Raw genomic sequence first — 9618 nt, forward strand, 5'->3', positions numbered from 1 at the left:
TGCTGACTGATGACGGTGCTTATACGTTTACTTTACTTGGTCCTCTCAATCACGCTACGACACCAAATAACCTCGATACATTAACAATACCGTTTGATGTTGTGGCCGTTGATGGTGACGGCGATGATTCTAACCAATATGTATTGCCAATTGAGGTGCTCGATGATGCGCCAACGATCACTGATACGACGGTTGCGAGTACATTTGTCGTTGATGAAGACGACTTAGGCTCTGTTGTCGCTCAGGCGACAGGTGCATTTGTTACCACAGAAGGTGCAGACCAAGTAGAGGTTTACGAACTACGCAATATCTCAACTCTAGAAGCGACGCTATCGTCTGGTAATGAAGGTATTAAGATCACTGAGATCACAGGTGCTGCTAACGCGACCACCTACCAAGGTGTAACTGACCCAAGCGGAACGCCAATTTTCACATTAGTGTTGACTGATGATGGTGCTTACACGTTTACCTTGCTTGGCCCTCTCAATCACGGCACGACACCGAGCAACCTCGATACACTAACAATACCGTTTGATGTTGTTGCTGTTGATGGTGATGGTGATGATTCTAACCAATATGTATTGCCAATCGAGGTGCTAGACGATGCGCCAGTAATGAGTGCGCCAACGGGTGAAACGGTTGTCGATGAAGACGATCTTACTGGCATTGGTTCGGATCAATCTGAAGACACAATTATCAACGGACTGTTCACGGTCGATGAAGGTGCCGATGGTGTTGTGAAGTATGAACTGGTTGATGAAGACTTGGTTCTGACTGGCTTAACCTCCGACGGAGAAAGTTTAGAGTGGCTAGCTGTTTCACAAAGCGGCACAACATTTACTTACGTTGCTCAAACTGCAACGAGTAATGAAGCTGTGTTTGAGATTATTTTCGATACCTCGGATAACAGCTATCAGTTTGAATTGTTTAAACCACTTAAGCACCCTGATGGCGCGAATGAAAACGCAATTGACCTTAACTTTTCTGTTGTTGCAGAAGATTTTGATCAAGACCAATCAAACGCGATCGATTTGAAAATCACGGTGACTGATGATGTTCCATTGGTGACAACTCAATCGATCACACGAATTGAAGGCCAGGGCTATGGTAATTCCAAAGTTGACATGTTTGCTAATGCGACGGATGTCGGCGCGGATGGCGCGGTACTGAGTCGAATTGAGGGCATTACCAGTAATGGTGCAGATATTGTTTTCCGTACAGGAAACAGCGGGCCGTACAGCAGCAGTTTCGATTTAAATAGCGGTAGTCAACAAGTACGAGTGTACGAACAAACCGACGATGGTAGTGGTGGCGTGGACACCCGTGAGCTAGGGCGTTTGCGTATCAACTCAAATGGCGAGGTTGAATTTAGAGCTAACGGCTATCTCGATCATGACGGCCTAGACACCATCGATTTTTCGATTAATGTGATTGCGACGGATGGCGATTTAGATACCTCTGAAACACCGTTAGATATAACGATTACTGATAGGGACTCTACAAGAATCGCTCTGAAAGTGACGACCTTCGAGGATGCGGGTAGAGACTCAACCATACCTTATGCAACAGGCGATGAGCCGACTCTTGAGAATATTCAAGATAACCAAAATGGTTTGCCTAATGCGCCAGCTCAAGTTGCGCTGCAAGTTAGTCTGTATGACCAAGATAACGCTGAATCTATTGGCCAGTTGACGATTAAAAGCCCGAACGGAGGTGATAGTCATCAAGGTACTTTTTATTACTTTGATGGTGCTGACTACATTGAATTAGTGCCTGAGTCAAATGGGAGCATTATATTTGGTCCTCCTCAACTCGAACAAAGCTTTGCTCCAAATCCGAATGAACCAAGACAAACTATTGCGACGATAGACAACTTGTTCTTTGTTCCGGACCAACACGCTAGTTCGGATGAAACTGGTGGGCGCGTTCGTTATGAGCTAGAAATTGAGAAAAATGGCAATACGGATCACACCGTTAACTCAAACTTCAGAATCGAGATTGAAGCGGTAGCGGATATTGCAACGTGGGATGACGCCAACAGTACTTATCAGTATCAAGTGAATGAAGATGAAGACAATGTTACGTTGCAGCTGAATGCTGAATCGCAAGATAACAGTAATACTGAGACGATTACCTATGAACTTGAAGCGATTCAGGGTGATGGGAAGTTTGAGTTACTTGATCAAAATGGCAATGTGTTAACGCCTGTTAATGGTGTTTATATCATCGCATCTGCTGATATCAATAGCACAGTCGTTAACCCAATCGACAACTTCTCTGGACAAATTGAGTTCAAAGCGACGGCAATTACGGAAGAGACGCTTAACCCATACGATGACTCAGCGAACGGCGGGTTAGACAAAACGACCGCTCGCTCTGTTGAGCAAAATATTATCATTGATGTGACTGCCGACGCGGATCCTGGTTCATTCAGTGTTAACAGGATTCGTATTAACGAAGACAATATTGATGACCCAGACTACCTAGGTCCTCTGGACAACAAAGATGCCTTCACGCTAGACGAAGTCATCACAATGAACGGCTCAGTGGACACTGATGGTTCAGAAGAGCTATTTGTTCGTATCAGTAATATTACCGAAGGGGCGGTGCTTTATTTCCTTGGAACTACGACCCCAGTTCCTACAATCACCATTAACGGTATTGATTATCAGGAAGTGGCGTATTCCGATCTCGCCAACGTAGAGATTGTTCCGACTAAACACAGCAATGTCGATTTTACTTTTGATGTAACCGGTGTGGTTAAAGACACTGCGAACCTCTCTACTGGTGCACAAGTTGATGAAGAAATCCTAGGAACTAAAACGGTTAACGTTGAGGTTAAAGGGGTTGCAGATATTCCTTATGGCGGTACAAACGGTACGGCTTGGACAGCAATCACCGATGGCACAACACCTGGTGTTCAAACCACGATCCAAGAGAGCCAGAATGGAGACAGCTACGCCGAGCTTGATTTCACCGTGTTGTCGGGAGAGAGAAGACCTGATCCTGCAGCAGTAGATCAAACCCCATTACCTGACGATGGTTCAGAATCCATAACCGTTATCCTCTCGGGTATTCCTGATGGCGTTATTCTGGAAGACGGTGACGGTACCATTATTGACCTTAACTTTGTCGGTTACGAAACCGGTCCGGGTGGTAGCCCCGATCTTTCTAAACCTATCTACGAAGCGAACATCACTGACGCAGGTAAAACCTCAGGAATCCGCATCAGACCTGTCGATTCTTCAACAGAGAACATTCACATTCAGGGTAAAGTGATCGTGACTGAGAATGACGGTCATACGCTTACGTTTGACCAAGAAGTGCGAGTGTTAGTCGAACCTAGAATCGATACCTCAGCGACGTACAGCACAGTCACTAATGGCGATGAAGATACGGCGATCAGTATTGATTGGCACCCAGAGGGTACTGATTATATTGATGATGATGAGCATTTCACTTCTATTGTGATCAGTGCCATTCCGACAGATGTTGAAAGTGTTGTGGTTAATGGCGATGTAACTTGGGTTTACGATGCTTCAGCAGGCACTTTAACCATTACGCCGAAGAGTGGACAGACGGCAGAAGAGTTTACTCAAATTGCACTGAACAATAATTTTATTCAGATCACACCTGAACAAGACTCGAGCACCGACTTTACGCTTAATACGGTTGTCATGATCGAAGAGCGAGATCATGAGTATGTTGATGCGACTGATCCTGGTCAGGGCATCGCTATCGCGACAATCACGGGCTCGATTGATGTTATCGTACGTCCAGTCGTTGAGCCGAAAGACGCTAGCAACAAGCTTATCGTCGATGATGTGCTGGGTACTGGAGCACTAGCAACCGTAGTTGCTGATGCAAACACTGGCGTGCTTAAGTTCACAACCAACAGCGATAATACATCGGTTACGGATGAGTTCGTCATTCGATATCAAGAAACAGATGCTTCGTCCGCTATCGAAGAAGTTGACCAGTTAGTTATTGAATTAACAAACGTGGACGGTTCGGAGCTATCAGATGCTGTACTCAATCAACTGCTCGTTATTGGCGCTGCTTATGAAGGCAATGGGCGCTGGGTTGTAACGAATGAAGACATATTTAGCATCAGTGCACCGAACGGCCTTGTTCTTCCTTCAGGAAACAGCGGGGCAGGAGGGTTCAATGACATCAAGATGGATATCTTTAGCACGGTAATAGACCGAGGTGATGGTGCTGAGGTTGAGTCATCTACGGCCGCTCGTAGGGACGGAGAAGTCACTCTGTCATTCCCTCAAGTGGTGGCTGGGAGCACTAAGGTTGCAGCCGATATTGATATAACACCAGACAGTGTTGTTGATGCGATTGAGGACACCCAGTTAGATCTAGGTACGGCATTGAATGGTTTAATTACTTTCTCGGGCGAAGATGACTCAACTGATCAAGTGACCATCATTATTGATGACAGTGTGACCATTAATCCAGGAGCGGTGAACGAAGTCACCTTCCCAATTAGTTTATCGGGAAGCAGCGACCTAGACTTTGTTAATGGCAAATATGTATTCCAGACTACCGTCGATCAAGGGGTCTCGACCGACCTCTCTGGACTACTGCTTAACTTACCAGCCGACTACTCCGGCGACTTTAGGTTGCCGTTGACGATAGTAACTAAAGACGTATTGTCGGGGGATGAGAAAACTCTAGTGACAGAAGTAGTCATTAAAGTTGCTCCTGATGTTGAAGGTAACCCAGATATTGACGTTACTGTCGTTGGTTCGCTTGACGATTCGTTTAACCCTGTCGATACCGACGGTCAAGCAGGGCAAGATCCAGTCGGCTACGAAGATACCTATATCCAACTTGATTTCAGCTCGACCATTGATGACCAAGTAAGCGGAGTTGAAGGTGGTGACGAAAAATTCACCTCTATCACACTGACGTTAAATGACACGAGTGTTGGGGCTTTCTATACCAGCGCAGGGGTATCGCTTGGCACATCGGTGACCTTTAATGAAGCTGAGATTAATGCAGGCGCGTTGGATAATGTACTATTCCGACCGGCGTTAAATTACCCAACAGATAATGACGTAAATCAGGTGCAAGTGAATGTCAGCGGGACGATTACCGATACTGCTACATACAATGATGCAGCTTCGCCAACTGGCAGCGCGACTGATACCGATACTTTCTCTACCAATGTCAGTTTTGAAGTCGTTCCTGTGGTGGATGACGTGTCTGTCACTGGCCCGGGTAGCGATCCTGATGTTATCGAGATTACGGGTACTGAGGACCAGCTGATTTCTTTGTCGGGCACAGGGCCTGTATCGATTGCACTGACTGACCTTGATGGCTCAGAACAGTTTGTGTCGATTAAGTTTACAGATGTACCTGATGGCTTCCAGATGCGTGCAGATGCTGGTTCGGCATACACGGTGAAGAATAATGGTGGTGGTGAGTGGAGTGTTCAACTACCTCAAGCATCAGGGTTATCGTTCGACTTGAGTGAGATTTCGATTTTACCGCCTAAGGACTTCAGTGGTACGGCTGAATTTGGTGTTGCCGTATTTACTCAAGAATCTTTGTTGGGTGTGCCTACTGCAGCATCAAATCTGCCAAGCTTTAAGCTGCATGTGGTACCTGTGGGTGATGATGTTGATACTAATCCAACAGATTCTGTGACAGGTAACGAAGGTCAAAACATTGATATCGAAATCAATGCGACGATTTTGGATAAAGAGCTATCTGCAACGGGCAACGGCACTTATACCGAGAATGCACCAGAGACACTTCGAGTAGAAGTTGCGGGCGTTCCTCAAGATGCCTCTATCTATTATCCAGACGGCACAACCTTGGCTAGTTATGATCCAGTTACGCAGCTTTGGACACTTGATGTTCCTGCACAGTCGCTCGATAAGATCGTATTCAATTCAGGTGAACACAATAGCGATACGGGTAATGTATTAGGCATTAATGGCCCGCTGCAGATTACCGTTCGCTCTGTTGATACTGACGCTGATAACACCGAATATTTGGGTACACCAACCAGTTTCGATGTTGATTTAGTGGTTGATCCGATCAACGACCAGCCGACGTTTGTGAATGTCACCAACATTGAAACGCAAGAAGACTCAAGTGGTGTGGCGATTGACAACTTTAGTATCTACGACGTTGATGCTAACTTTGATAATCCAGACGCTCCGTATGTTCTTACGTTGCAAGTCGATCAAACACTTCCGGGAGCGCAAGGTGTGTTTGAGTTTACGAGCTCACCTGACGTGACGTTTGTATTGCAACCTGGTGGCTCATTGGTGATTACCGGTAAAGAAGCCGACATCAATACCGCATTGACCAATGGAGCAGTGACGTTCAAACCCGATCCAGACCAGAATTACCTCAACCAGAGTGGTTTAGTCACGATCAATGCAACGCTCGATGATGGTGGTAATAACGGCTTGATTGACGCGGGTGATCCGAATACGGCTCAAACTAATCAAACTACGTTCACCATTAAGGTGACGGAAGTGAATGATGCACCTGTCGCGACAGACGTTGATTTAGGTTCGATTGCAGAAGATGGTCAAATCGTCATTGTTGAAGGGGATTTAATTGCAGCAAGCTCTGACCCAGAAAACCACAACTTAACAGTAACTGGTGTAACTCTGACTCAGGGACAAGGCCAACTAACCCGCTTTGAAAATGCAGGTGGCGCCGATGACGCGGCGATTACCGGACCATTCTGGCTATTTGTAGCGGACAACGACTTTAACGGTGACGTTAAATTCAATTACTCAATTACTGATGACGGTACAACTAATGGCGCGGATGACTTCCTAACCGACAGTGCTGAAATTAGTCTTGAAGTAACGGAAGTGAATGACGCTCCTGTAGCAACGGACATCGACTTAGGCAACATCCTTGAAGAAGGTCAGTTGATCATCAAAGAGGGCGATTTAATTGCTGCGACGAGCGATCCGGAAAACGACACGATTACCGTGACTAATCTGGCGCTCGATGAAGGCCAAGGTCAACTACAACGCTTCGAGAACGTAGGTGGTGCTGATGATGCTACGATCACTGGCCCATACTGGGTATTTACGGCAGCTGATGAATACAACGGCAACGTTAAGTTTACCTATACCGTAGAGGATGATGGTACAACCAACGGCGCTAATGACTTCCTAACGGATACAGCGGAGATCACCGCGATTGTCGATGGAGTGAACGATACACCGGTCGTTAATGGTGACAGTGTCACTACGGTTATTGACGAGGATGCTGGTCAACTGTTGAGTGGTATCAATGTCAGTGACCCTGATTATGTAGATACATTTTCTGATGATCTGATGACCGTCACGCTGACGGTGGATTACGGTACATTGAATGTATCACTTCCAGCAGTGACGACGGTTGTTGTTAACGGCAACAACACGGGTTCAGTCATCTTAGTGGGGACATTGAGTGACCTGAATGCGTTGATTGATACGCCAACCAGTCCAAATGGTGTTTTCCTTGATGCGAGCCTGTCTCCAACCAATAGCATTGGATTAGAAGTTGTTGCCAAAGACAGCGGCAACCCTTCAGGTATTGCGATAGAGACAGCACCTGTGGTTTACAACATCGCGGTGACGCCAGTGGCGAATGCACCAACCCTGTCTATCGATAGTGCGACTAACTACGTGAGAAACATTACTGCGAGTCAGTCTGTGAGTGCGAGTGGCATTCCTTTAGTTGGGATTATCGCAGCCTTAACGGACATTACAGAAGAGCTAACGCTGCATATCAGTGATGTACCTGCTGGCGCTCAAATCACCAGTGCTGCGGGTTCTGTGACGGATCTTGGCGGTGGTGTTTGGGTAGCAACGGCAGATGCAATTGAAAGCTTGCAAGCGGTTGGGCTTTCTCAAACTCCAGGTAACTACACACTGAAAGTCGAGGCGGTTTCTGAAGAGACTGACAACAACGATACAGCAACCTCTGCATCGATTGACCTTAACTTGAACATTGTGTCTAACGCAGTTGATATTAACTTGGCTTCGGAAACCGATGATGTTCAGTTACTGGCTGGTGCTAATGCGACTGACTTAACGGGTGGTTCAGGGAATGATCGACTTGAAGGTGGCGCAGGTGACGATACGCTTGTTGGCGGTGACGGTAACGACACCCTGATTGGCGGCGGAGGCTCAGACATTCTGACTGGTGGTGATGGTATGGACTCGTTCGTATGGCTTAACATCGAAGATGGTGTTGAAGATACGATTACCGACTTTGATTTGTCGGAAGGGGACAGCATTGACTTGAGAGAAGTGTTGCCGGAGCTTAAAAATACATCTCCAGACATGACCGCGTTGCTACAACAAATAGACGCGAAAGTGGACGGGGATGATATTGAGCTTACGATCAACCCGGATGGCTTAGGTACTACGGAACAGGTGATTGTGGTTGAAGACCTTGCGCCACAGCTAACCTTAAGTAGCACCATGCCTTCGGACATTCTGGATGCATTGGTACAGCAGAATGTGATAACTCACGGTTAAAGCGAACCATTGAACCATAACGAAAGAGGCCAGCATTGCTGGCCTCTTTTTTGTTACGGTATAAATTGAAAAGAGTTACTTAAGGGAGTTGTGGATCAGGAACTCTTCTTCAACACCTTTCAATTTCATCTCATCCATAATGAAGTTCACCGTGTTCAACAAACGTTGTTCACCTTTAGGAATCAGGTAGCCGAACTGACTGTTGGTGAACGGGGTTTCGCAGCGGGCCGCTTCAAGACGTTCGTCAGTTACCTGATAGAACAGACCTTCAGGGGTTTCTGTCACCATCACATCAACTTTGCCTTCTGCTACTGCTTTCGGTACGTCGAGGTTGTTCTCGTAGCGTGTGAAGCTTGCGTTCTGCAAGTTCGCGTCGGCAAAGATCTCGTTAGTGCCGCCAATGTTCACGCCCACACGAACAGAAGAGTGGTTCACTTTCTCAATGCTGTCGTACTGTTCTGCGGTGCCTTTCGCAACCAAGAAACACTTACCAAAGGTCATGTAGCCTTGAGTTTGTTCCGCGTTTAACTGACGCTGCATTTTACGCGTAATGCCGCCCATCGCGATGTCGTACTTATCGTCGTCTAGGTCGGTCAGTAGATCTTTCCATGTGGTACGAACAATCTTCAATTCAACGCCTAATTGCTCCGCGATGTGCTGTGCAACATCGATATCGTAGCCAGAGTAGCTTTTACCATCGAAGTAAGAGAAAGGCTTGTAGTCGCCAGTAGTGCCCACACGAAGCGTGCCTGATTTTTGAATATCTTCTAGCTGGTCAGCTTGTGCGACACCAGAAAGTGCCAGAGCAATGGAAGCAAGTAATAGTGATGTTTTTTTCATTGTAATTGTCTGTTGTGTTTGTGTTGTCATTCAAAGTAACAGAAACAATCAGAGAAAGAGATCAAACCATTGGAAAGGTTGGAAAAGAAGATGAAACGAGGGCAGGAGATAGGTATTTCTATAGCTTGTGAGCATTGATCGAGGTGCGTTTCATATTCCGTTTTGATAAACCGAAGACAAACAAAAAGCCCATGTTATCGAATAACATGGGCTTCATTTTGGTTTAACTTGTTAGCTGCTTATTTAGCTGTTTAGCTGTTTA

Annotated in this window: 2 protein-coding genes; one reads left to right on the forward strand and one right to left on the reverse strand. The window is 46.3% G+C overall.

Features of this window, described 5'->3' with window-relative positions:
• Positions 1-8516 (forward strand): cadherin-like domain-containing protein (locus AB4585_RS16985; RefSeq protein WP_372170376.1); only part of this gene is annotated, 8516 nt, incomplete at its 5' end.
• Positions 8517-8591: 75 nt separating this feature from the next.
• On the opposite strand, the gene AB4585_RS16990 is transcribed toward AB4585_RS16985, so the two are convergent.
• The gene (locus AB4585_RS16990; RefSeq protein WP_017061488.1) at positions 8592-9356 is read right to left on the reverse strand and encodes a transporter substrate-binding domain-containing protein; all 765 of its coding nucleotides are present in this window, start codon (positions 9354-9356) and stop codon (positions 8592-8594) included.
• Positions 9357-9618: the final 262 nt, after the last annotated feature.

The organism is Vibrio sp. 10N.222.49.C9 (assembly GCF_041474985.1).
Taxonomy (GTDB): Bacteria; Pseudomonadota; Gammaproteobacteria; order Enterobacterales; family Vibrionaceae; genus Vibrio; species Vibrio crassostreae_C.